The sequence below is a fragment of the Sulfuricurvum sp. genome (assembly GCF_023229695.1).
Lineage (GTDB): Bacteria > Campylobacterota > Campylobacteria > Campylobacterales > Sulfurimonadaceae > Sulfuricurvum.
This window is the reverse complement of record NZ_JALNYS010000025.1, coordinates 1-23,579: the sequence shown is the minus strand read 5'-3', so window position 1 is coordinate 23,579 and position 23,579 is coordinate 1. Positions and strand designations below refer to the sequence as shown.

Here is a 23,579-nt window from a genome sequence, read left to right as displayed (position 1 = left end):
ATTAATCCATTTTCAAAACAGACATAAAAGCTTCCTGCGGAAGCTGAACCTTTCCGATCGCCTTCATCCGTTTTTTCCCCTCTTTTTGTTTGTCGAGGAGTTTGCGTTTACGGGAGATATCCCCACCGTAACATTTAGCGGTGACGTTTTTCCCCATCGATTTGACCGTTTCGCGGGCAATGACGCGGTTTCCGATCGAGGCCTGAATCGCCACTTCGAAGAGCTGGCGGGGGACAATCTCTTTCATATTGCTCACCAGTGCCCGTCCGCGTGATTCGGCACTCACGCGCGGAACGATAACACTGAGAGCATCGACGACGTCTCCCGCGACCCGGACATCGAGTTTGACCAGATCCCCCTGACGAAATTCGATCGGATCGTAATCGAAACTCGCGTACCCTTTGGAGGTCGATTTGAGTTTATCGTAAAAATCGACGACGATCTCGTTCATCGGCATGACGTAGATGAGCATCACCCGTGTCTCGTTGAGATACTCCATCTTCTCCTGCATCCCCCGCTTGGCGGTTAAGAGGGTAATCACATTCCCCAAATAATCGGTCGGTACGATGACCGTCGCACGGACATAGGGCTCTTCAATCCGCTCGATGTGCTGCGGTTCGGGCAATTCGCTCGGGTTTTGGACCTCGATCATCGTTCCGTCGGTCTTATAGACTTTATAAACCACCGAGGGGGCGGTAGCGATCAGATCGAGATTAAACTCCCGCTCCAGCCGCTCTTTGATAACTTCCATATGGAGCATCCCCAAAAACCCGACACGGAAACCAAACCCGAGTGCAATCGAGGTTTCCGGCTCATAACTGAGAGAGCTGTCGTTGAGTTTCAGCTTATCGAGGGCATCGCGCACCGATTCAAACTCATCGGTGTCGATCGGATAGAGCCCGGCGAATACAAACGGCTTTGCGGGGGCGTATTCACCGACCGGTTCTTTGGCCGGGTTGCGCGCATCGGTGATCGTATCGCCGACACGGATAGAACCGACCTCTTTCACCCCCAAGATCACGATCCCGATCTCTCCGGCTTTGATGCTTTGGGTTTTTTGGCGGCGAAGGGGATGGGGATACATCAACTCCAGCACTTGATGGTTTTCATCGTTGTGCATCAGTTTGATCATCTGACCCATTTTGATCTCCCCGTCGAACACCCGCACGAGGGCCATTGCCCCCTGATACGAGTCAAACCACGAATCGTAAATGATCGCTTTGGTCGTCGCGCTCGGGTCTCCGCTCGGTGCCGGAATACGGTCGACGATCGCGTCGATCAGTTCACGAATCCCCACACCGGTTTTAGCCGAAATCATCACCGCATCGGTCGCATCGATCCCGATCGTCGTCTCGATCTCTTCGGCGACCCGTTCGGGCTCTGCGGCGGGAAGGTCGATTTTATTGATAACGGGGATGAGGGTCAGATTATTTTCCATTGCCATATAAACATTGGCGATCGTTTGCGCTTCGACCCCCTGCGCCGCATCGACGATCAAGAGCGCCCCATCCGATGATGCCAGCGATTTAGAGACTTCGTAGCTAAAATCGACGTGGCCCGGAGTGTCGATCAGGTTGAGGATATAGTGTTTGCCCTCTTTGACGTAATCGAGACGGACACTTTGCGCTTTGATCGTGATCCCGCGCTCTTGCTCGATATCCATCGTATCCATCATCTGTTTGCTCAGCTCACGGTCCGAAACCGCACCGCACTCTTGGATAATGCGGTCGGCTAAGGTACTCTTGCCATGGTCGATATGGGCGATGATTGAAAAGTTGCGAATATTATCCATTTGATTCATTGCTCGTTTGTTTTAATTAATCGAATTATAGCAGAAGGTTGCTTAGGAGGTTGGGGGGAACCCCCAAAGAGAGTATTAGCTGAAAAGCGAATTGACACTTTCGTTATGATACACGCGGCGGATCACTTCGGCAAAGAGAGGAGCGACGCTGAGGACTTTGATCTTATCGCTTTGTCCTCTTAACACCAGGGTATTTGAGATCACCAGTTCGTCGAGTTCTCCGTTATTGATGTTTTCAAACGCTTTCCCGCTGAGTACACCGTGCGTCGCGCAGGCCATGACCGACGTCGCCCCCCGTTTTTTCAATGCCGCAGCCGCTTTGACCATCGTTCCGGCGGTATCGACCATATCGTCGATCATGATGACGTCTTTGCCTGCCACATCCCCGATGATATTCATCACTTCCGATTCATTGGCTTTTTCGCGGCGTTTATCGACGATGACCATCTCAAGCCCCAGTTTTTCGGCAAAATAACGGGCTCGCGTAACTCCCCCGATATCCGGAGAGGCAATAATCGGATTCGGAAGATTTTTTGAGCGGATATACTCCTGAAAAATAATCGAACCGTAAAGATTGTCGACCGGAATATCAAAAAACCCCTGAATTTGCCCCGCATGCAAGTCGATAGTGACAACACGGTCAATCCCCGCCGTTTCAAACATATCGGCAACCAGTTTCGCCGTAATGGGAACGCGCGGAGCCGCTTTACGGTCTTGACGCGCATATCCGAAATAGGGGACGACGGCGGTAATCGAGCTGGCGGATGAACGGCGCAACGCATCCGTCATAATCAACAGTTCCATCAGATTATCATTCGACGGTGCCCCTGTGCTTTGAATGATAAAGACATCACGTCCACGGACACTTTCAGCGATTTGAACGTTAATTTCACCGTCACTAAAACGTTTTACTTCCGCTTTCGAGAGTGGAACATCGAGAGTTTTGCATACTTCGGTTGCGAATTCGCTGCATGCTGAACCGCTGAAAATTTTGTATCCGCGCATTGAGTTATCCTGTTGCCGTTAAATTGGCGCGATTATACCGCGCACTCACTTAGCTATTGCTAATACTACGTGCGATAATCGGCATTGATTTTGACGTATTCGTGCCCCAAATCGCATCCGTATGCCGTAAATTCGCCGTCTTGAAGCCCGATGTCGCAATGGATCGTGAATGCCGCTTTTTTCATCACCGCAGCAGCCAGAGGCTCCAGTTTTTCATCAAACAGCAGTTCCCCTTTTTTGTAAACGCACACCTCGTCAAACCAGATGCTCAGAAACGCTTCATCGCACATCACGCCGCTTGCTCCCACCGTCGAGGCGATACGTCCCCAATTCGGATCTTCGCCGTAAAGCGCCGTTTTAACCAAAAGAGAGTTTGATAACGCTTTTGCGGCAATCTCCGCCTCTTTGGCATTGACGGCTCCCGTCACTTTATAAGTGACCAGTTTGGTCGCCCCTTCACCGTCACGAACCATCTCTTTGGCAAGGAAAAGCATAATTTGCTCCAACGCCTCTTTAAACGCTTCGGCATGGAATGCCCCGCTTTTTCCGTTGGCCATCAACAGCACGGTATCGTTCGTCGAGGTATCCCCATCCACACTCGCGGCATTGAACGTCGTATGGATACACTCATCCAACAGCGACTGCATCGTCGCTTTATCGACTGCCGCATCGGTTGTAATGAAGCACAGCATGGTCGCCATGGCCGGATTGATCATCCCGGCCCCTTTCGCCATTGCGCCGATCCGAAAGGGTTTCCCCTCCTCCGGTATCACTTCAAAAGCGATCTGCTTGTTAAAGGTATCGGTGGTCATGATCGCTTCGGATGCACTCTCTCCGTCACGTTTCGAGAGATCGATTTTTTTCGCCCCTTCAATAATCTTGGCTTTGGGGAGACGCACGCCGATGACTCCGGTTGAACTCATGACCGGATGGGTAATCTGCTCAAACGTCCTCTCCAAAGCCAAAAGGACCTCGTCAATGTCATCAATCCCCGCTTGCCCCGTCATCGCATTGGCATTTTTGGAGTTGATCAGAACAAAATTTCCTTCAAAATCCCCCTTTGCGCGAAAATGGCGTATCGGGGCTGCGGTCATTTTGTTGGTCGTAAAAACCGATGCAATCGAACACAAGGTGTCGGAATAGATAAAGGCCAAATCCTTTGCACCCTCTTTTTTAAGGCCGATATGGATTCCGTCGGCAAAAAAACCCGTCGCGGCACAAACACCGCCGTCAATAGTGTTAATCTTAACCATAATATAAAAACTCCTGCAGACAAAACATGATGACGAATTATAGACTCTCAAACCAAGGGGTATGTTGAAATTTTAAAGAAAAGAAAAAAGAGGGAAATCAAAAAAAGAGTCGGGAGGTAACTCCCGGGGTGCGTAGGCACTATGTGCGGAAGTTACGAATCTTTTTTAAGGGTACGAAGCTCAGAAGCAGCAATTTTCAGTTTTTTAGTCGTACCGTCTTCAAGTGTTACACGAACAGTGCGAAGGTTTGGTAAAAAACGGCGTTTTGTTCTGTTTTTCGCGTGAGAAACGTTGTTCCCGCTCATTGGGCCTTTACCGCTAATAGCACATTTTCTTGCCATTTTGGGGCTCCTTGCGTAAAATTTAGTTGCGAATTCTATCTTAACCAACCCAAAGTTTACCTTAAGAAAATTAGCGCACCCGAACCAGAGTGCCCGACACCCGAATCAAAAGGGTAAAAAAAGCTCTAAAACAAAATATAAAGCTCCCTTTAGCCATTACACACTACAATTGACAAAAACATTGGATATCCCTTTCGTGATTACACAAGAAGAAGTCTCTTTATACATACAAAATATCCCTCCGGCCCCTTCGGTGCTCCGTCAAACGCTGGAGTATCTGCGGGATGGAGATTTACCCAAAGCGGCTAAGTGTGCCGAAGAGGACCCCGCCTTAAAGCTCTATCTCAAAACCCTCATCAACCGTCCGATATACGGATTCCGAAACGAGGTTAGCGATCTCAATCAGATTTTTAGTATTTTAGGGATTTCCACTACGCAGCAAATCCTCTACAGCTATCTTCTATCTTTGCTTCTCCCCAAACAGTGGTCCCTTTTTACCCTCACCGATCAAAACTTTTACGATTTGCAAGCCTCTCTGGGACGCAAATGGGAAAAAATTCTCAAACATTTGGGACTCCACAACCGCGATACCGAAAGCGCTATCACCCTTCTTCCCGCAAGTATTATCGTGTGTGACGCCCTCTTTGGCGCACACGCCAAAGAGGTAGCACAGCTGCGTTCGGTCAAAGCGCTCGATTACAATACGATTTTAATCCGTCTTTCCAAACGGAGTCTGTTCGACTTGTGCAGCGAAATTGCCCTCAAATGGGAAATGTCCCCCTCCATTGCCAAGATAGTCCATGCCGCCTCGGGGACGGATAGTCAAATTTCCGGAAACTTAAAACTTCTAGCGCAATGGATGCATCTGCTCCTCTTTTACGAACTTTCCCAAAGTGCCTACGTCAGTGCCGGACTCAACGAATTTATCGATTTTCAGATTGACTTTGTCCAAGATATTTACGAATCTTTTATGCAGGTGGTAGACGATGAAACCAGCCGTTAAAGGGAGGGTCGCGGTTTTTCATCCGCAAGGCTTTCTGGATGGAAACAATGCCCCTTCGTACGTCACCATCGATGATATCAAAGCGATAGAGCATATGAATATCGACATGCTTCTAGTCTCTTTAAAGAAGGTGATTTTTTTTAACAAAAACGGACTGGACGTTTTTATCAAAACGCTCCTCACTATACGGAGCCAAAAACACATTTCGGTCGGTTTATGCGATTATGATCATGTTAAATTTACGACCATTATCAGTTTTTACAAAAATGCCCTCAACTTCTCCCTCTTTCGTACCGAAAAAATTGCCGAGCTTTTCGCTCCGAGCAATAAAAGCGACTCTCGAACCGTCTTGCTTTATAATGAAGACCCTTCTCAGCGCTCAGCCATGGCCATCGAACTGTTTGATTACGGACACAATCCGGTCATTGCCCAAAGCAAAAAAGAGTTTGACGAAAAAAAACAGCATCCTGATCTCTACTATGCGATCATTGAAGAGAGTTATTTGGGGATTTTCGGCCAGAAAATCGCCACCCGCGTAACCGGCAATGCCGTTATTTATACGATCGCCAATTTTCTAGATGCCGAAATAGGGAATACCTTTAATATCACTTACCATAACAATTCGCTGAATGTGGGATTCAGACTTTTTATTTTTGATGCCCATAAAGTGGTCTCGATGAATGTTCATGCCCTCAATTTTCTCACCAAACTTGCCTCATCCGCCGCAGAATACAATGCGACCATCTGTTTTGTCGGATTGACGTTTGAAAAAACACCCGAATCGTTTAAACACGATCTTGAAGATGCGGGGACCCTCTTTTTCAATACGATGGATGACATCTTGAATAACAAGCAGCTCCTTCAGGATCTTGGCGGAAGCAGTCCATCAGCAACCAAAACCAATCGGGCCCTCACCAAAGCCCTGATCAATGAACTCCCCAATTTTATCGATGCGACGGTCTCCACCATTGCGATGATGACCAATGCCAAAGCGGTCAAAAATGGATTGAACATCCAAACCCTGGCGGTAAAAGAGTCTAAAAACCAATTTGCCAGTTCGATCGGGTTTTACGGGGACGTTGACGGTATCATCATCCTCGTTTTTCCGAAAAACATTGCCAAAAAGGCATGCGAACTCCTGATCGGCGAAGAGACCGAAGACGAAGAGGCCATTTTGGACTCTTTAGCCGAATTTGTCAATATCATCGGGGGACGGGCCAAAGCGCTGTTGGGGGAGAAGAAACAGCATGTTGACATCACCCTTCCCCGTACCTACGGCGATATCGATGCCCTGATGCAAATCGTCCAGAACAAAAAAGGGGTTCAGGTCGATTTGAGTTTCGAGGGGAGCAATTTTACGTTCTTTTTGACACGATAAATACGTCCTGTTTTACCCGAAGAGGGTAAAGGTAGAGGGGGCGGCAAAGCTCTCTGCAAAACTTTTTCGCTAAAATAGCGAAAACTATTCAAGGTGCCCTTCCATGTTAATCGCCCCCAGTATCCTCTCTGCCGATTTTGGCAACCTAGCGCGTGATGTCCGCGCCATCTGCGATGCGGGATGCGATCTGGTCCATGTCGATGTGATGGACGGCCATTTCGTCCCTAATCTGACGATCGGACCGGTTGTCGTAGAGGCTATCGCCAAAGCCTCTACCAAACCCCTTGATATCCACTTGATGGTCCAAAACAACTCCTTTTTCGTCGATCTGTTTGCCCCCCTCAAACCCGGATACATCTCGTTTCATATCGAAGAAGAGAAAAATCCCCACCGTCTGATCCAGAAAATCCGTTCACTCGGAATCAAACCGGCCATCGTCCTCAATCCCCATACCCCGGCCGAAGCGATCGAATATCTCCTCGCTGATTTGGATATGGTCCTCGTGATGAGTGTCAATCCCGGTTTCGGCGGCCAGAAATTCATCCCGACCGTAGTCGAAAAAATAGAACGTCTCAAAGCGCTCCGTGACCGTATCAATCCCGAGTGTCTGATCGAAATCGACGGCGGGGTCGGAAGCTCCAATATTCAACAGCTTAAAGAGGCCGGCGTCGATATTTGCGTCGCGGGAAGCTATGTTTTCGGCGCAAGCGATTATAAAACAGCCATCGAAAGTTTGAGAGTTTAAATGATATATACTCTGTTTTCTCCCGTATTTATACTGGAAGCTTTAGGGGATTGCAAAGGACATATATGTCCTTGCCACTCAAGCGGGCTTTGCTCGTTTGAGTGTTATTATAGATAATATGAGAGTCAAAATCTGCGGGATTACCAATCTTAGCGACGCCCTGATGGCGATAGACGCCGGTGCCGATGCACTGGGGTTTGTTTTTTATCCCCAATCCCCCCGCTACATTTCTCCCGAATCGGCACGCCGTATCATCCGCCGCCTCCCGCCGTTTGTTGAAAAGGTCGCCCTTTTTGTCAATGAAAGTGCCGAAACGATCCGATCGATCTGTTTGGAAACGGGATGTACCTTGGCGCAGATCCATTTTGATGTTGAGGAAAATTTTTTTGATACCCTCGGTTTTCCGTCGCTGAAAGTGATCCGCGCCCAAAAGCAGGAAGATATTTTCCGATACAACGACGAATACCGTCTCATCGATGCCTATTGCGAAGGATACGGCGGGAGCGGCAAACGGCTCAATATTGAATGGTTTGAAGGGGCCGATTGTTCAAAAATCATCCTTGCCGGAGGGCTCGAACCTTCGAATGTCGCTTCGCTCAAACCCTACGGTTTTTACGGTGTCGACGTAAGCAGCGGCGTCGAAGCCTCCAAAGGGAAAAAATCACCTGAGTTGGTCTCCGCGTTTATTGCACAGGCTCAATCATGATAAACCTCGATCCGAAAATCATGACGCGCCTCTCCAAAAACGGTATCCCTCAAAAAGAGTTTGAAAACCTTCTCCCTTTGCCTCATGATCTCTCACTGGAACTGCTGAGGGCACGGGGGCTCAACATCCTCCTCACAGAGACCCTATACCGCTTGGAAACGGCACTGACACCGATCGATGACACCCTTTTTTGCATTGTCGATATCGAAACCAACGGATCCAAACCCTCTCATCACCAGATTATCGAAGTGGGGGCCGTCAAACTCCGTAACGGGCACATTATTGACACCTATGAGAGCTTGGTTTATTGCCAGGAGATCCCCAAGCAGATTCAAGAGATTACCGGCATCCAAACCGAACAGACGCTCAGCGCCCCCCCGCTTGCAAAGGTGATGCATGAGCTGCGTCTTTTCTTGGGAGATGCGGTTTTTGTAGGGCATGATGCCAAATTCGATTATAATTTTGTCTCAGCCATGATGGAGCGTATCGGTCTGGGCGGACTCTTGAACCGATCTCTTTGCACCATTGCCCTTGCCGAACGGACCATAGAGAGTGAGCGCTACGGTCTTGCCTACCTGAACGATCAGCTTGAGCTGTACAAAGAGGCAACCCACCATCGCGCCCTCTCCGACGCGATGACCACGACGAAGCTGCTAAAGCGGACCTTATCCCTTCTCCCCCATACCCTTAAAAATGCGGAAGAGCTCATTACGTTTTCAAAAGAGGAAAAACGGCTAAAGAGGATGAAGCCTCTCAAAAAAGCGGTGAAAGAGGTTCCGGAAGAAGGGGAGAGGAAATAATCTGCCGACTCCCCTCACGCGAGGGGAGAAGCTTGGAACCGTTATTCGGTATAGCGACCTACGCTGACAAGGCGGTTATACCGCTTTTCAAGACGCTCTTCGTCACTCAACGCCCGAAGCGCATTCACCTGCGCAAGAAAGTAGTTTTTCAGAGCATCAGCAGCACTGTTTTTGTCACGATGGGCACCGATTAACGGCTCATCGACGATATCGTCGATCAAATCAAGCGATTTAAGATCGGCACTGGTGATTTTAAGGGCTTTGGTCGCCGCTTCTACCTTGGTCGGGTCATTCCACAAAATAGCAGAACACCCTTCCGGAGAGATGACACTGAATACCGAGTAGCGCATCATCGCCAGCTTATCGGCCACACCGATCGCCAATGCACCGCCGCTCCCCCCTTCTCCGATTACAACCGATACCGTAATGGTATTCAGGTTGGAAAGCTCCAGAAGGTTTCGGGCAATCGCTTCACTCTGGTTACGCTCTTCGGCACCCAGCCCCGGATAAGCACCCGGAGTGTCAATCAACATCAAGAGAGGGATATTGAATTTCTCGGCCATTTTGGCGGCACGCAACGCCTTGCGATACCCTTCGGGATTGGGCATACCGAAGTTGCGCTTGAGTTTGTTTTTCGTCCCGCGCCCTTTTTGTTCACCGATCACCATGACCCGCTCTTCACCAATATACCCGATGTAGCAGATAATCGCCAAATCGTCTCGGAAATGGCGGTCTCCGTGAATCTCGTATTTTTTATCCAACAAAAGGTTAATGTAGTCAAGGGCATACGGACGGTCCTGATGACGCGCCAGCTGTAGCTCCTGATACGGAGAGAGATTACTGTAGGTCTTTTGAACTTCTTTCTCCAAATCCTGCTTTAGGATCTCTACCGCATGATGATCATAGCGCACTTCTGCGGCAATAATCTCTTCTTGAATTTGGCGAATATTTTGTTCAAAATCTAAATAGGTAGCCAAGGAGTAACCCTTAGAGTTTTTTGAAGATCACGACACCGTTGGTGCCGCCAAATCCAAATGAGTTGCTCATAACGATATTAAGCTCTGCTTCACGAGCAACGTTAGGAACAATATCCAAATCACAGTTTTCATCCGGGTTCTCATAGTTGATCGTCGGGGGAATTATACCCTCACGCATTGCCATGATACTGATAACCGCCTCGATACCGCCTGCTGCACCCAGACAGTGCCCCATTTGCCCTTTGGTCGAGCTGATCGGAGGGCAGTTCTCTTTGCCGCCAAACGCCCCTTTTATGGCAGCTGTTTCGTTTTTATCATTGGTCGGAGTACTCGTACCGTGCGCATTGATGTAATCGATTTTTGGATTACCCGCCATTTTGAGAGCGGCTTTCATCGCACGAAGAGGCCCTTCAAGACTAGGCGACGTAATATGACTTGCATCACCGCTTTCTCCGTATCCGATCAACTCTGCATAAATACGGGCGCCGCGCGCTACGGCCGCCTCATACTCTTCAAAAACCAATGCCGCAGCCCCCTCGCCCATAACAAAACCGTCACGCTGCGCATCAAAAGGGCGCGATGCGTGCTTCGGATCGTCGTTACGGGTACTCAAAGCTTTCATCGATGCGAATCCGCCGACCCCAACCCCTGTGATTGCCGATTCTGCAGCAACAACAAGCATTTGGTCCGCTCCCCCCGTCATAATTGTTTTTGCCGCTTCACTGATCGCGTGCGTACCTGCCGCACATGCCGTTACACACGAAAGATTCGGCCCCTGCAAACCATGATCAATGGTCACAAATCCGCCCAGCATATTGACCAATGCACCCGGAATAAAGAAAGGGGAGATACGACGCGCCCCCTTGGTATCTAAAATAATCGAATTTCTCTCAATGGAAGGGAGCCCGCCGATTCCGGAAGCCGCACTGATACCGAAACGCTCTTTATCAAATCCTTCCGGAAAATTGGCATCGCCCATCGCTTCTTGCGCTGCTTTTAGCCCTAGGTGGATGAAGCGGTCTGCTTTTTTAACTTCTCTGGCATCCATAACCGATTCAGGGTCAAAGTTTTTCACTTCTCCGGCAATTTGAGCACTGTGTGTTGACGGATCAAAGATAGTAATGATATCAATACCGCATTCACCATCACATATAGCTTTAAATGAGCTCTCTTTATCATGACCTACTGCATTGATCATCCCCATTCCGGTTACTACTACTCGTTTCACATTTTCTCCTGCGCATCAATGGTCTTACACTCAGGCTTTCAAAAAGCCAAAGTGTAAAATCACTGACATCAAGGCATACGCCTTGATATTAGTTTTTGCTTTGGATGTAATTCATTACATCTTGAACGGTTTGGATCTTTTCTGCTTCGTCATCAGGAATTTCGATATCGAATTTCTCTTCAAGGGCCATTACCAATTCAACAACGTCAAGGCTGTCAGCGCCGAGATCTTCTACGAATTTAGAATCCTCTTTAACTTCATCCGGGTTTACGCTGAGTTGCTCAACCACTACTTCTTTAATATCGTCCAAAAGTGCCATTATAGCTCCTGTTCTTATGAATAAAATCATGTAATTATAGCATATTTAACTTAAGAGGGGAAGTTTTGCCCCCCGGTTGCATTTACATATACATTCCGCCGTTGACCTTGAGCGTCTCTCCGGTGATGTAGCCGGCATGGTCACTCAATAAAAATGCGGTCGCTTCCGCTACCTCTTTTGGATTGCCGAAACGTCCCATCGGGATTTTTGACGTGAAGGTTGCTTTGATCTCATCGGTCAGGACATCGGTCATATCGGTCGCAATAAATCCCGGAGTGACCGTGTTGTATCGGATACCGCTGCTTGCCGCTTCCTGCGCAAAACTTTTCGTCATTGCAATAACGCCCCCTTTGGAAGCGGCGTAATTGGTCTGCCCCGCATTTCCCGTTTCTCCGACGATGGAGGCGATGTTTACAACTGCGCCGAATTTTTTCTTGCGCATCGCTTTGAACGACTCACGGCACCCGACAAACGCTGAAACCAGGTTCGCATTGATAACTGCCATAAAATCGTCGCTTTTCATCCGAAGGGCCAATCCGTCTTTGGTGATCCCCGCATTGTTGACCAGATAGGAGAACTCTCCGTCTGCTTCTACGATTGTCTGGATCGCATCGATAAATGCCGCTTCGTCCGAAACGTCAAACCCGATCACTGCTGCTTGACCTCCGGCTGCTTCGATCTGCGCCTTGACCGCATCCGCCGCTTCAGCACCGCTTCGATAGTTGATCCATACTTTGAGACCGTATCCCGCCAACACTTTTGCCACCTCGGCACCGATCCCCCGGCTTGATCCCGTTACCAATACGTTTTTACCTGTAAATTTCATTTATGTTAAGTCCTCTTTTTTAAAATTTTCTGCCTCACCAGAGGCAAGCTTCGCTGCCTGCGGCCAGCGTAGTCGAAGGGATTTTATTCCTTCGACGTTCTAAACTAAATAAGCGCCATATCCATCTCATCGGGTTTTTGAATTCCCATGAGCTTGAGCACCGTCGGAGCGATATTGTTCAGCGCGCCCGGATGCACTTCGGTGACCCCCTCAGCCATGACGAAACACCACACTTTTCCGACCGTATGGTTGGTCAAAATATTGCCCGCATCGTCGCGCATCTCTTCGCAGTTGCCGTGATCGGAGGTGATGACGACGGCATAATCGTTGCGCTGCGCCGCTTCAAGGATCCGCCCCAGCTGCTCATCCACCGCTTCGACCCCCCGAACTGCGGCATCGAAATTGCCCGTATGTCCGACCATATCTCCGTTGGCAAAATTGACGACCACGAAATCGTACGCATCGTCCATCGCTTTAACGACGACATCCCCCACTTCGGGTGCACTCATCTGCGGCTGCATATCATAGGTTTTAACCTGAGGGCTCGGAATCAAGACCCGCGTTTCGTTTTCATACGGCTCTTCCACCCCCCCGTTAAAGAAAAAGGTGACGTGGGCATATTTTTCGGTCTCCGCCGTATGGAGCTGGCGAAGCCCCGAACGGCTGATCACTTCGGAGAGGGTATTGACCGGTGCATCTTTGGGAAACAGTACCGGATAGGGGAAATTCTTGTCATACCGGGTGATCGTCGCCATATGGGTCGGAATAAACGTCCGCTTAAAGCCGCTGAATTCGGGATCGCCGATTGCGGGGGTAAGCTCACGCATCCGATCGCTTCGGAAATTGAGCATCAAGACCGCATCCCCCTCTTTAAATCCCTCATACCCTTCAAATGCGGCCGGGGTGATAAACTCATCGCTCTCTCCTGCCGCATAGGCGTTTTCGATGTAATCGAGGACACTTTGTTCCGTCTTTGGTTGGGCAAGGACAATGGCGTTATACCCTTTTTCGACCCTCTCCCATCGGTTGTCCCGATCCATGCCGTAAAAACGGCCTCCGATCGAACCGATTTTAATATTGGAATATCCATGGGCATTGACGGTATGCAAAAAGAGCTTTGCCGATGTCGGCGACACATCCCGTCCGTCCGTAATCAGATGGAGCCACACCTCCTTTCCCTCTTCGGCCGCGATTTCCGCAACCCCCATTAAATGATCGATATGGGAGTGAACTCCGCCGTCGCTCATCAGGGTAATCAGATGAAGCCGCTTGCTTGTTTTTAACAATGAGGCAAAAACCGGATTCTCTTTAAATTTCCCCTCCTCCAATGCAAGGGAAATTTTGACCAGGTCCTGATACAGGACACGGCCGCTGCCGATAGACATGTGCCCCACTTCGGAATTGCCCATTTGCCCCTCCGGAAGCCCTACGCTCAAACCGAAGGTATCAATCAAAGAGTGGGGAACCTCTTTAAAAAGCTTCTCATAGGTCGGCTTTGTCGCATGATGGAATGCATTGTACTCTCGTTTCGGAGAGTATCCGATCCCGTCGGTAATGACTAAAACGGTTTTTTTGCTCAAATTGGCTCCTCGATTAATCAAACTTTGGGGGGATTATATTAAAATGTCACTTTCTTTACAATTTACATTCATAAAGAGTCCGCTACATGTTATATTGGTTTCACAACGCTCTTGGCATCAACCTGTTTCAGTATATTACGGTCCGTGCCGGAATCGCCTTTTTTATCGGTCTGTTTCTCACCCTCTTTCTAATGCCCCGTTTTATCGCCTGGGCCCAACGTTCCAGCCGGGTACAGCCGATCAACGAATACGTCAGCGCCCATCAGGGGAAAGCCAAAACTCCGACGATGGGGGGGATTGTTTTTGTCGCTTCGACCGTCATCGCCTCTCTCCTGACCGTCAATCTGATGAACCCGTTTGCCGTCGGCGGCCTCTTAACCCTTGTTTTTTACGCCTATATCGGCTTTACCGACGATTGGGGAAAAATCCGAGGCGGCCATAATCTCGCCGGCCTCAGTGCACGTGCCAAACTGCTGCTGCAGTTTGTTTTCGGCTTGGCTATCGGCATTTTTTTAATTAAAATCGCCCATTTCGATACCGGATTTTACCTCCCTTTTGTCAAATCCAGCCTCTTTGACATGGGATGGTACAGCATCCTTTTTTGGGTTTTAGTCATCACGGCCACCTCCAACGCCGTCAACCTGACCGACGGACTGGACGGATTGGCGACCGTCCCCTCGATCTTTGCCCTTCTTTCACTCAGTATCATTGTCTATATCGTCGGAAATGCCGCTCTCGCCCATTACCTTTTAATGCCTAAAATTCCCGCCGGAGAGATGGTCATCATCGCCATGGCACTGATCGGGTCGCTATTAGGTTTTTTATGGTTCAACTGCCATCCGGCTCAGGTGTTTATGGGGGACAGCGGTTCGCTTACCCTCGGGGCGTTTATCGCCTACATGGCAATCATCGGCAAAAGTGAAATTCTCCTGATCTTAATCGGTCTGATCTTCGTTATCGAAACGGTTTCGGTCATTTTGCAGGTGGGCAGTTATAAACTTCGTAAAAAGAGGGTCTTTTTGATGGCACCGATCCACCACCATTTTGAGATGAAACAGTGGGCAGAAAATAAAATCATCGTCCGTTTCTGGATTATCTCACTATTGTCGAATATTCTCGCCCTTATTACCCTGAAAATACGATAGGAATCCAATTATGACCATTGAACTAAATAACATCGGCATGATCAAAGAAGCTAACGTTAAGCTCGATGGACTAACGGTCATCGCCGGAGAAAACGATACGGGGAAAAGTACGGTTGGAAAGGCTCTGTTTGTAATGCTTGCAAGTATCCAAATGGGTATAGAAAGTGAAAAAGCCGAAGGGACGGCTTATTTCTCAGCCGATAATATTTTCAAAAAAGTTTTTAATACCACTCTTTCAAAAAACGCATATATAAATTTGGAATCAAAATTCGGACAACTTCACTTTCAAGAAGTTGATGGATTTCAATCATCCGGTATGACTTTATTTTCATATCATGAAAATAAAGAGGTGCTGTTTATAGAAACCCCTTTAATTTGGAATTTCACCGACTTCTTTAGAGACATAGCTCAAATAGAGTCACAGATGGGTATAAAAGTGGATTATCCTTTTTTGATGAAAGATCTCAATTTTAAACTTTTTATCAAAAATGCCTCAAATGGAATTGATATTAAAGACAAAGTAATCTCTTTGATGAATGGTGAGTTTAAGAAAGATGAAATGGGGCGTTTCTTTTTTGATAAAAAGGGTCAAAAAATCGAACTTCTCAATACCGCCACAGGTATCAAATACTTTGGTCTTTTTCAAGTCTTGTCCCAAAATAACTATCTCAATGAAAACACCGTCCTTATTTTAGATGAACCTGAAGTGCATCTTCACCCAAAATGGCAATTAGAGATGGCAAAATTGATTGTTGAGTTGGTGAAAAACGGGGTGAAAATTTTGGTAAATTCTCATAGCCCCTATATGATTGAAGCACTTAAAAGGTATGCAGATAGAGAAAAAATCGAGGATATAGCGAATTTCTACTTAGCAGAGGATGGGTATATCAAAAAAGTCAATGATAGCAATTCACAGACGTTGGTCTCTATCTATGAAAAACTCTCCGAACCTTATGATCTCTTTGAAGAGATGGAAAGTGACCGTTTTAACAATGGCTGATTTTAATCTATTTTATCGAGAGTACAACTCTTTTATTTCAACTTTCAAAAAAACAAGTTTTGATAGTGAAAATAATTTCCACCTTTGTAAAGATACAAGTGTTGAAGTCATTGATTTTGATGCCATTATAGAAAATATGTATCCCGATTCAAATCATAGACCAAAATCATTTGACTCTATCTATTTTGATGAAACCAAAAATCATGTTTATCTAATTGAATTTAAAAATCAGAAAAAACCTGATAAACAAGAGATTGAAAAAAAATTAATCGATGGAAAAAGAGAATTAGAGGTACTCTTAAATCGTTTAAGTATCTCTAAAAATAGTTATGAATTTATTTTTTGTTTGGTATACAACAAGTTTACTCCAAAAGAAGAACGATACAAAAGAGGGTTATTCAAAAGTACAACTTTTGAATTTTTGAATAAACATAAGGAAACATTTTTTATTAATGATATTTATACGGAAGATGTGTCCTTTTTCACAACTCAATTCAAAAAGAAAACTGCCAAGGATTTACAATGCTGACACTTATCTCTTTAGAGAATCTCCAATGACTAATAACCAACATATCGCCTGTTTCGGCTACGGCAAAACGACCCAGGCCATTGCGAAACGCTTTGGCCCCTGTACTTTTTTTGATGATAAAGTCACCAAACCGTTCACCGACGAAGAGGGAAATTTTCTCAAGCCGATTCAAGAGTTTGATACCCGTCTTTTCACCCATGAGATCCCCTCACCCGGATTTCCCCCAACGCACCCTCTCATCCAAAAAGCGACCCACCTGATCAGCGAATACGACTTTTTCGCCCCCACAATGCCTTTTAGCATCTGGATCAGCGGCACCAACGGAAAAACAACGACGACACAGATGGTAGAGCATCTCCTGAGCGATAGAGGGGCGATCAGCGGCGGCAACATCGGCACCCCTCTCGCCGATCTCTCCCCCGATGCCCCGATCTGGATTTTGGAAACCAGTTCGTTTAGCATGCACTATAACCGCATCGCCGTCCCGAATATCTATGCCCTCCTCCCGGTCACCCCCGATCATGTCAGCTGGCACGGAAGCATGGAGGCTTATTACGACGCAAAACTCAAGCCCCTCTCAATGATGAAAGAGGGCGAAGCGATCATTCTCCCGAAAATGTTTGCCGATACGCCGACAAACGGCTTTAAGATCCTTTATGAAAACGAAAAAGATTTAGCCTCCTATTTCGGATTTGATCCCAAAAAAATCAAATTCAAAGGGGCATTTTTGATGGATGCGATGATCGCGATGGGGATGGACAAAATTCTCTACGACCGGTGCGATTACGATCGGATTAACGCTTTCATCCTCGATCCCCATCGCCAGGAAGAGTTCCGAGACTCCCGCGACCGTCTCTGGATCAACGATTCCAAAGCGACCAACATCGACGCAACGCTGGCCGCTTTGCGGACCTACACCGATTATCCGATCCATTTGATTCTGGGAGGGGATGACAAAGGGGTGGAGCTCGAAGAGCTCTTCGCCCCCCTCTCGAAATACGACGTTGCCGTTTATGCGATCGGAGCCAACGCGCTGCGCCTCGAAGCGCTCTGCAACCAATACGCCATCCCCTGCACCCTTTGCCACACCATCGACGTAGCCGTAGAGCAAATCAGCAAAAAGCACACCCGCCACAGCGTCGCCATGCTCTCTCCCGCAGCGGCCAGTCTGGACCAATTTACCTCGTATGCGCAACGCGGAAATCTGTTCAAAGAGCTTGCAAAAGCGACAAAATAGTCGCTTTTATAGTCTTAAGCTTATTTTTAAGTTTATGGCGCTATAATTTCGGCCTCACAAGTAAATGTGCGGCCAATTAGCTCAGTCGGTAGAGCAAATGACTGAAAATCATTGTGTCCTTGGTTCGATTCCGAGATTGGCCACCATAACCTCTCTAAAAGTCCTATAACGGGATATTTAGAGAGGTTTTTTTCGTTGTACACCCTCACAAAAAATCTCCCTCATCTATTCACTAATCAAGTACGATTCTGTTAACTTTGTAGTAATGCCCAAAGGGCCGCAACCCTTTTAACTGATCATATTTCGAAAATAGACAAAACCGCCCAGTGCTATCGCCCCGAAAAAGACGATCTTCCATACAAATCCCATCACTTTGGCGAATACGAAAAAAATGCTTATCAACACCAATCCGATCCCGATCATCCCGTACCCTGTAAATAGATGTTCCATTCTCTTTGGACCCCCTGAAAAAAATGCGAAATTGTATCCGACTTTTTGTTAAAGCGATGACACCTCTTACCTGCACATTTTCCGAACGGCTAGTGTGTCCGACGCATTAACAACATCTTCAGTTTTTTTAAAATAAAATATATTCGGCTACACATTTTCACATCCGATTTACCAAAAGGGTCACCATGTCTAAAAATATCATCCTCTGTTTTGACGGAACCTGCAACGATCCCGAAGATGCGCTGCAGCACCATACCCTCGGCGGCAGCGTCGAAGACGACAGCATCACCAATATTCTCAAGCTTCACCTCCTTTTCGGCGGCGATCTGCGGGGAAAGAGCGTTTTTAGCGATCAGAGCAGTTTTTATTACTCGGGCGTCGGAACTTACGGATCGTGGTTGGACAAGCTCATCAACAAAACCGTCGCACCGCCGAATCAGGACGTCAGCACCATCCTCAAACGCGCGATCAGCGATCTCTACCGCCATTATGAAACGGGAGACCGCCTTTTCGTGTTCGGATTCAGCCGGGGGGCGGCGATCGCACGGCGTTTTGCATCGGTCCTGTCGACGACGTTTCCGGCATTGGGTAAAACTCCCCCCGATATCCGTTTTATGGGTCTCTTCGATACGGTTGCGGCGATCAAGAAACCCAATCTTCTGAACAAAGAGCTTCAGCCCGCTTCGGACGTCGTCTTTGAAAACCGGAGCATCTCCCCTCTGGTTCAGGAGGCGCTCCATCTCCTCTCGATGGATGACCGGCGCATCGCCTTTTTTCCGACACTGATCAACAAAGATGAGCGGGTCACCGAAATCTGGTTTGCGGGGGCCCACTCCGATGTCGGAGGGGGATACCGCTATGACGGTCTTTCGGACAACACCCTCCAATTCATGCTGGACGAACTGAAACAAAGAGATCTCGGGCTTTCCCTCCTCACCCCTAAAGAGGTGGCGTGCAGCGATCTGATAGAGGGGGATCATGAACCGATCGGATACGACGATCTCATTATTCAACCCAACCCGTTAGGGATGAGTCATCAACAACATGCGATCACCCACTTCAAAGAGGCATTTCTCGACTACCGCTCACCCCGCATCATTATGAACGAAATCCCCTCGATTTATCCCCCCATTATCCACCATAGTCTGTTTGACCGTATGGCCGATAATCCCGACTATATACCTCATGCATTACGGGAGCGGATGATCAACCCTTACACCAACGAAGGACTCGGCATTCGCGTTTGGTACAGTGCGGAGCGTATCGTAGAATACTCTTCTATCTACGATGCCCGTCTTGCGGCGGCACATTCGGCATCTCCCCTCTCTATCGGTGAAAGCCGTACCTTTATCGTTCAGGCCAATCAGCGTTACAGCCCTACCCGTATCTTGGTCAAAACGGGAGAGCACTACCGTTTTGATCTGGATCGCAATCAGCTTTGGTACGATTCGGATATCTCCGCTACCCCTGCAGGGTGGGATCGATCCAAACTCGGCGGAGTCAAAGAGTTTATCTTTCGCTTTGCCGAATCGGGACGGCGCTGCCCCGAAGCGGAGTGGTTCGAAGTGATCGGTACGCTCAATAAAGATGAGCGCAACCTTTTCCGGATTTTGCACCATACCGATAACGATCATCTCTATGAAGCGACGGAAAACGGGGAATTTTTCGTTTTTGCCAACGATTTGATCGACAAATACAACAACAACCTCGGTTCGGTGGAGATCACCGTTACGCGGGTCGAATAGTGCTTTCTCTCTACAACAGTCCGTCGCGCCGCATCCGTTCCTGCAGCGCAATGAGAATGTAGGCGCTCACGGTTCCGCCGTGAAAATCGCGTATTTTTTCCTCCCAATCGACCGGAATCGTGATCAGCTTTTTCTTTTTCTCTTTTTCCGTTTTTACAGCACTTTCACGCTCGCTCATCGCTGCGGAACTTTTGACTTTTTCAATATTTTGCAAAAATGTTTTTTTGGCCATTTCGATATCCTTTATATATCTTTTAAATATGTTTTAAATATTTTATCCGGCATGCTTCACCTCCTACAAAAAGGGGCAATACGGTGCGTGCCCTTAGAACCCCAATAACGTTTTCACCTCACCGAACAGCTCATCCATCTCCTGATCGGCTTTGCTGAAGATCCGGTACTCTTTGATACTTTTCCCTTCTCCGACCGAATGGGCGATATCCACCCTTTGACGCAGAATCGAGGTCAAAAGATCGAAATGTTCCGATAAACAGATGAAATCAACCAAATCGCCGAAACGTTTCATCGCCGGATTGATATTGTTGAACAGCACCTTGGTTTTGATCGTCTCCCCCTGAATCTCCGAGAGGCTTTTAAGGATCTCTTCGTATTTTTGAATCCCCATCAGATCAAACGGTTTATCGCTGACCGGGGTGATCAGCAGATCCGATGCGATAATGGCAACACGGTTGAATGCGCTGTCAAATCCCCCCGAGTCGATGATGGTCAGCACCCCATCGCCCTCTTCTTGGGCGTATCGTGCCAACTCTTCGGCCGTATCGAAATGGAGCATCGGTATCGGCCTAAGCCCCTGCTCTTTGCGAAGCGAATTGGTCACGGTTAATGAGCGCTGGGTATCGAGGTCAATAATGCGGGTCTCGATTATTTTTGAAAAATTAACCGCAAGATTCCAAGCGACGGTCGATTTTCCGACCCCCCCTTTTTGATGGGAAACGGTAAGTATCATGTATGCCTTCTGTATAATAAGAATATGGAAAGTATATATTTTTGCCCCTTAAACGGAGGGGTCTCCATTATCGGCGAAAGTTATAGAGCTGATATTACGCACTTTGTCTAAACACGTGCGAAAAGGTTAGTAATCTCCCGCATCCGAAAGATGCGGGTAGCTTCAGGGGGGTGCAGGGGTGAAAAGCGTTAAAAAAGCCAACGGCTTGGCTTTTTTAGCTTTGGAACCCAGCCGATGTACGTAGTACCGGCTGGGCCGTCCCCGCCACTTTACGGGCTATGAGCGGAAAGTGCGTAACATCACTTATTTAGGAGGCTATTTTCTAAAATGCGATACAATAAAAATTATGACGAAAGGTTAACCATGACAGATCAACAGCTTCTTACCCTTTTTGTCGGGATCATTGCACTGTGTATGTTAATTATTACGACCGTTATCGTTTTCATCGGTATCCAGACGGTCAAGAGCATGAACAGGGTGCATGAGTTTATCGCCCATGTCCAAAATGAGCTCAGCTTTCTCTCTACGAAAGCGGCCGTTACCCTGCACGACGTAAGTGAATTGTTGACCCATCTCAAAGATGAAACCCATACCATCAGCGAGAAATCGGTCCTTGCCCTGCATGAAGTGCGCGATCTCATCGCCTATATTCATGAAGAGACCCGTTCTCTGGCCCTTAGAGCCTCCAACGGCATTGCCAAAGTCACCGTCGGAACGTTGGCAATCGGAGCCCTCTCTCAATTTTTCAAGAAAAAAAACCATTCGTAGGAGAATATCATGAATCAAAACAACACCCTTCTTAGCTTCGTACTCGGTGCTGCGGTCGGCGGAGTCGCCGCTTATTACGTATTTAAACATCAAGATGAGATTGTGGATAAAATCCATGAATTGGAAGAGAACCTCAATATCGACCACCATGAGTGGGTGGACAAAGCCAAAGCGCAGCTGGAGAGACTGACCCAGACGTTTCAAAGTACCGTTGAGCGCTATACCCACGCCGACACCGAAGATGCCGCCAAAGAGAGCGAAGTCTCCCATATCCTCGAAGAGCTTAACCGACTGCGCAAAGAGGTACAGGCCCTAAGCTAACGGAGCCCTCCCCGGTTCGTTTTGCGAAGGACCCGCAGCGTCGTAATCGTAAAGGCGACGATGGCCGGTCCGAGTATCAATCCCCAGAATCCGAATGTCGCCAATCCTCCCACAATCGCAAAAAAGATCACAAATTCATTGATTCTCCCTTCGCCGCTGTTGAGCTTACGGTTGATGTAGTTCAAAATAAGAAGTTTGACAATATTATCGATAAAAAAAGCCATCACAGCCCAGGAGTAAAGAGAGATTACCAAGGCGTGCATAATGTTGCCGCGCAGATATTCGTTCACTGCAACCGGAACCCAGATCAATGCCGTCCCGACGACCGGGATAATAGCCGAAATTCCGGCCATAAATCCCAGGAGAAAGGGGTTGTAGCCTTCAAAAAAAGCGATAAAAATCCCGAATGCGACCCCCTGTGCCATCATCACCCCCGCAAGGGTATAAAAGACAACCGCCGTCGTCGTCATCATATCCCCCAGGAACTCCCGCTTGATCGATCGGGCCAGCGGAATGATCGGAAGGGTGAAGAGGGTAATGCTCCGGCCGTACCAATTGAGAAAAAAGAAGAAAATAACGATCATCGCCATCTCCCCCAGCATCGACATAAACGTTTTCAAACCGCTTCCGAACCATTGGGCGAAAAAGGCAATAATCGCCTCCTGATGAAGCTTGGCCTGCACGATCAGATGCTCCAGCGGATCTTTAAGCCATGCCATATAGGCGGGGAGATAGGTGGGGAGAATATCGATCTTCTCTCCGACGGAGCGGATCATCGCAATGGTGTTGGAAGGGCTATCCAGCAGCTGGAATAAAAAAATAACGATCGGCAAAAAGATGATCAGCGACAGTCCGAGGGTGACCGTACTCGCCGATAATAGCGACGCTATCGGCTTGAACCGTTCATGAGAGATGATTTTTAATTCCAAACTCCGATGGAGGGGGGAAAACGCCATCGCCAACAAGAGCGCGACAAAAAAACTTTTCAAAAAAGGGGCGAAAATCCATACGATCAGGATCAATGCCCCTCCCCCCATCCAACGCAAAAAATGGTTTTGTTCCATCCGCTTTTCCTTTTTACTGATGTTACGCACTTTTCGGGCCAAGCCCGTAAAGTGGCAGGGGACAATTTGTCCCCTGCACCCCCCTGAAGCTTCCCGCATCTTTCGGATGCGGGAGATTGCTAACTGATATTACGCACTTTTCTGTTACGCACTTTTCGGGCCAAGCCCGTAAAGTGGCAGGGGACAATTTGTCCCCTGCACCCCCCTGAAGCTTCCCGCATCTTTCGGATGCGGGAGATTGCTAACTGATATTACGCACTTTTCTGTTACGCACTTTTCGGGCCAAGCCCGTAAAGTGGCAGGGGACAATTTGTCCCCTGCACCCCCCTGAAGCTTCCCGCATCTTTCGGATGCGGGAGATTGCTAACTGATATTACGCACTTTTCTGTTA

The 23,579-nt window shown here is 47.9% G+C and carries 25 protein-coding genes and 1 tRNA gene; 13 read left to right on the top strand and 13 right to left on the bottom strand.

What is annotated here, in order from left to right; all coding sequences use genetic code 11:
- Position 1: 1 nt before the first annotated feature.
- The 4 genes from lepA to rpmB all read right to left on the bottom strand — a co-directional run bounded on the left by lepA (position 2) and on the right by rpmB (position 4,400).
- On the bottom strand, positions 2–1,792 hold the full coding sequence (gene lepA / locus M0P91_RS14520) for a translation elongation factor 4 (RefSeq protein ID WP_295069065.1): 1,791 nt from the start codon (positions 1,790–1,792) through the stop codon (positions 2–4).
- A gap of 84 nt (positions 1,793–1,876) precedes the next feature.
- Complete coding sequence (locus tag M0P91_RS14515; RefSeq protein WP_295069022.1) at positions 1,877–2,806, bottom strand: ribose-phosphate pyrophosphokinase; 930 nt, start codon at positions 2,804–2,806, stop codon at positions 1,877–1,879.
- A gap of 65 nt (positions 2,807–2,871) precedes the next feature.
- Positions 2,872–4,059: a bifunctional glutamate N-acetyltransferase/amino-acid acetyltransferase ArgJ gene (gene argJ, locus M0P91_RS14510; protein WP_295069020.1), complete on the bottom strand. Its 1,188-nt coding sequence runs from the start codon at positions 4,057–4,059 to the stop codon at positions 2,872–2,874.
- A gap of 152 nt (positions 4,060–4,211) precedes the next feature.
- Positions 4,212–4,400, bottom strand: coding sequence for a 50S ribosomal protein L28 (gene rpmB / locus M0P91_RS14505; protein ID WP_013459236.1), 189 nt, complete (start codon positions 4,398–4,400; stop codon positions 4,212–4,214).
- A 169-nt stretch (positions 4,401–4,569) separates the two neighbouring features.
- On the opposite strand from rpmB, the gene M0P91_RS14500 reads away from it, so the two are divergent.
- The 5 genes from M0P91_RS14500 to M0P91_RS14480 all read left to right on the top strand — a co-directional run bounded on the left by M0P91_RS14500 (position 4,570) and on the right by M0P91_RS14480 (position 9,032).
- On the top strand, positions 4,570–5,403 hold the full coding sequence (locus M0P91_RS14500; RefSeq protein ID WP_295069017.1) for an HDOD domain-containing protein: 834 nt from the start codon (positions 4,570–4,572) through the stop codon (positions 5,401–5,403).
- The gene (locus M0P91_RS14495) at positions 5,387–6,781 is read left to right on the top strand and encodes a chemotaxis protein CheX (protein ID WP_295069014.1); all 1,395 of its coding nucleotides are present in this window, start codon (positions 5,387–5,389) and stop codon (positions 6,779–6,781) included. The genes M0P91_RS14500 and M0P91_RS14495 overlap by 17 nt, the downstream gene beginning before the upstream one ends.
- A 103-nt stretch (positions 6,782–6,884) precedes the next feature.
- Positions 6,885–7,526, top strand: coding sequence for a ribulose-phosphate 3-epimerase (rpe, locus tag M0P91_RS14490; protein WP_295069012.1), 642 nt, complete (start codon positions 6,885–6,887; stop codon positions 7,524–7,526).
- Between the two features lie 118 nt (positions 7,527–7,644).
- Positions 7,645–8,232 carry a phosphoribosylanthranilate isomerase gene (locus tag M0P91_RS14485; RefSeq protein ID WP_295069010.1) on the top strand — a complete coding sequence of 196 codons (588 nt, stop codon included), beginning with the start codon at positions 7,645–7,647 and terminating at the stop codon, positions 8,230–8,232.
- The gene (locus M0P91_RS14480; RefSeq protein WP_295069009.1) at positions 8,229–9,032 is read left to right on the top strand and encodes a 3'-5' exonuclease; all 804 of its coding nucleotides are present in this window, start codon (positions 8,229–8,231) and stop codon (positions 9,030–9,032) included. Before M0P91_RS14485 ends, M0P91_RS14480 begins: the two co-directional genes overlap by 4 nt.
- A 41-nt stretch (positions 9,033–9,073) precedes the next feature.
- Here the strand turns inward: M0P91_RS14480 and accA are convergent, their stop codons facing one another.
- The 5 genes from accA to gpmI all read right to left on the bottom strand — a co-directional run bounded on the left by accA (position 9,074) and on the right by gpmI (position 13,962).
- Entirely contained in the window at positions 9,074–10,009 is a 936-nt protein-coding gene (accA, locus tag M0P91_RS14475; protein WP_295069006.1) for an acetyl-CoA carboxylase carboxyl transferase subunit alpha, read from the bottom strand.
- Between the two features lie 10 nt (positions 10,010–10,019).
- Entirely contained in the window at positions 10,020–11,237 is a 1,218-nt protein-coding gene (locus M0P91_RS14470; RefSeq protein WP_295069004.1) for a beta-ketoacyl-ACP synthase II, read from the bottom strand.
- 88 nt (positions 11,238–11,325) lie between these two features.
- On the bottom strand, positions 11,326–11,556 hold the full coding sequence (gene acpP / locus M0P91_RS14465; RefSeq protein WP_295069001.1) for an acyl carrier protein: 231 nt from the start codon (positions 11,554–11,556) through the stop codon (positions 11,326–11,328).
- A gap of 82 nt (positions 11,557–11,638) precedes the next feature.
- Positions 11,639–12,382, bottom strand: a complete 744-nt coding sequence (gene fabG, locus M0P91_RS14460) for a 3-oxoacyl-ACP reductase FabG (protein WP_295068998.1) — start codon at positions 12,380–12,382, stop codon at positions 11,639–11,641.
- 104 nt (positions 12,383–12,486) lie between these two features.
- On the bottom strand, positions 12,487–13,962 hold the full coding sequence (gene gpmI / locus M0P91_RS14455; protein WP_295068995.1) for a 2,3-bisphosphoglycerate-independent phosphoglycerate mutase: 1,476 nt from the start codon (positions 13,960–13,962) through the stop codon (positions 12,487–12,489).
- 86 nt (positions 13,963–14,048) lie between these two features.
- On the opposite strand from gpmI, the gene mraY reads away from it, so the two are divergent.
- The 5 genes from mraY to M0P91_RS14430 all read left to right on the top strand — a co-directional run bounded on the left by mraY (position 14,049) and on the right by M0P91_RS14430 (position 18,019).
- Positions 14,049–15,107: a phospho-N-acetylmuramoyl-pentapeptide-transferase gene (mraY, locus tag M0P91_RS14450; protein ID WP_295068992.1), complete on the top strand. Its 1,059-nt coding sequence runs from the start codon at positions 14,049–14,051 to the stop codon at positions 15,105–15,107.
- A 10-nt stretch (positions 15,108–15,117) separates the two neighbouring features.
- Positions 15,118–16,107, top strand: a complete 990-nt coding sequence (locus tag M0P91_RS14445; protein WP_295068989.1) for an AAA family ATPase — start codon at positions 15,118–15,120, stop codon at positions 16,105–16,107.
- Positions 16,100–16,636, top strand: coding sequence for a hypothetical protein (locus M0P91_RS14440; RefSeq protein ID WP_295068987.1), 537 nt, complete (start codon positions 16,100–16,102; stop codon positions 16,634–16,636). Before M0P91_RS14445 ends, M0P91_RS14440 begins: the two co-directional genes overlap by 8 nt.
- 25 nt (positions 16,637–16,661) lie before the next feature.
- Entirely contained in the window at positions 16,662–17,873 is a 1,212-nt protein-coding gene (gene murD / locus M0P91_RS14435; protein ID WP_295068984.1) for a UDP-N-acetylmuramoyl-L-alanine--D-glutamate ligase, read from the top strand.
- 70 nt (positions 17,874–17,943) lie between these two features.
- A tRNA-Phe gene (locus M0P91_RS14430) sits at positions 17,944–18,019 on the top strand.
- Between the two features lie 142 nt (positions 18,020–18,161).
- Here the strand turns inward: M0P91_RS14430 and M0P91_RS14425 are convergent.
- Entirely contained in the window at positions 18,162–18,323 is a 162-nt protein-coding gene (locus M0P91_RS14425) for a hypothetical protein (RefSeq protein WP_295068981.1), read from the bottom strand.
- A 185-nt stretch (positions 18,324–18,508) separates the two neighbouring features.
- Between M0P91_RS14425 and M0P91_RS14420 the strand changes: the two genes are divergently transcribed.
- Complete coding sequence (locus M0P91_RS14420; protein WP_295068979.1) at positions 18,509–20,068, top strand: DUF2235 domain-containing protein; 1,560 nt, start codon at positions 18,509–18,511, stop codon at positions 20,066–20,068.
- A gap of 10 nt (positions 20,069–20,078) precedes the next feature.
- Here the strand turns inward: M0P91_RS14420 and M0P91_RS14415 are convergent, their stop codons facing one another.
- On the bottom strand, positions 20,079–20,300 hold the full coding sequence (locus tag M0P91_RS14415) for a hypothetical protein (RefSeq protein ID WP_295068976.1): 222 nt from the start codon (positions 20,298–20,300) through the stop codon (positions 20,079–20,081).
- Between the two features lie 93 nt (positions 20,301–20,393).
- Positions 20,394–21,035: a ParA family protein gene (locus M0P91_RS14410; protein ID WP_295068973.1), complete on the bottom strand. Its 642-nt coding sequence runs from the start codon at positions 21,033–21,035 to the stop codon at positions 20,394–20,396.
- Positions 21,036–21,398: 363 nt separating this feature from the next.
- Here M0P91_RS14410 and M0P91_RS14405 point away from each other — a divergent pair, with 363 nt between their 5' ends.
- Both M0P91_RS14405 and M0P91_RS14400 read left to right on the top strand, forming a co-directional pair.
- Positions 21,399–21,803 (top strand): hypothetical protein, encoded by a 405-nt coding sequence (locus tag M0P91_RS14405; protein WP_295068970.1) that lies wholly within the window; start codon positions 21,399–21,401, stop codon positions 21,801–21,803.
- Positions 21,804–21,812: 9 nt separating this feature from the next.
- A complete protein-coding gene (locus M0P91_RS14400) occupies positions 21,813–22,124 on the top strand; it encodes a YtxH domain-containing protein (RefSeq protein WP_295068967.1) in 312 nt (103 codons plus the stop codon).
- On the opposite strand, the gene M0P91_RS14395 is transcribed toward M0P91_RS14400, so the two are convergent.
- On the bottom strand, positions 22,121–23,188 hold the full coding sequence (locus tag M0P91_RS14395; protein WP_295068964.1) for an AI-2E family transporter: 1,068 nt from the start codon (positions 23,186–23,188) through the stop codon (positions 22,121–22,123). The two genes, M0P91_RS14400 and M0P91_RS14395, sit on opposite strands and share 4 nt — an antisense overlap.
- Between the last annotated feature and the right edge of the window lie 391 nt (positions 23,189–23,579).